The organism is Sphingobium sp. 22B (assembly GCF_001580035.1).
GTDB classification, from domain to species: Bacteria; Pseudomonadota; Alphaproteobacteria; order Sphingomonadales; family Sphingomonadaceae; genus Sphingobium; species Sphingobium fuliginis.
In genome coordinates this window covers 1-498 of the sequence record NZ_LTAB01000087.1, presented here as the reverse complement: position 1 = coordinate 498, position 498 = coordinate 1, and the positions used below count along the sequence as shown (strand labels likewise).

At 45.8% G+C, this 498-nt stretch carries 1 pseudogene; it reads right to left on the bottom strand.

What is annotated here, in order from left to right:
* Positions 1-104: 104 nt before the first annotated feature.
* Positions 105-446: pseudogene (locus tag A0J57_RS25785) on the bottom strand (recombinase family protein); the annotation flags it as partial.
* Between the last annotated feature and the right edge of the window lie 52 nt (positions 447-498).

Genomic DNA, 498 nt, shown 5'->3' with positions numbered 1-498 from the left:
GCTATATACGGTGTAAGTTTCAGAATTATTTGTCACGGTTTTTTCAGAATTATTTGTCGCACTTTTTGCAGAATTATTTGTCACTCTTGCCATCATCATTKGTGTCAGGAGCGCAGGAGGCGATACAGTGTGGTGTAGTGAATATTGAAGGTAGCTGCCACCTCCCGAATGGATTGTCCATCGCGTAAAAGGCGCTTAGCGACCTTTATTTGGGCTTCGGTCATCTTTGAAGGTCGCCCAAATTTTACCCCTCGTTCTTTTGCCGCTTTTCTGCCAGAACCGGTGCGATCTCTGATCAAATCCTTCTCAAACTCAGCCATGCCAGCGAAGAAAGTCATTATCATCTTGCCGGCGGGTGACGTTGTGTCGGCCCACGGCTCTGATAATGATGAGAATTTTGCACCTGCTTCAAGAATMCTATCCGTAATTTCAAGCAGCATTTTTGTGGACCTTGCTAGCCCGTAATTTCAAGCAGCATTTTTGTGGACCTTGCTAGCC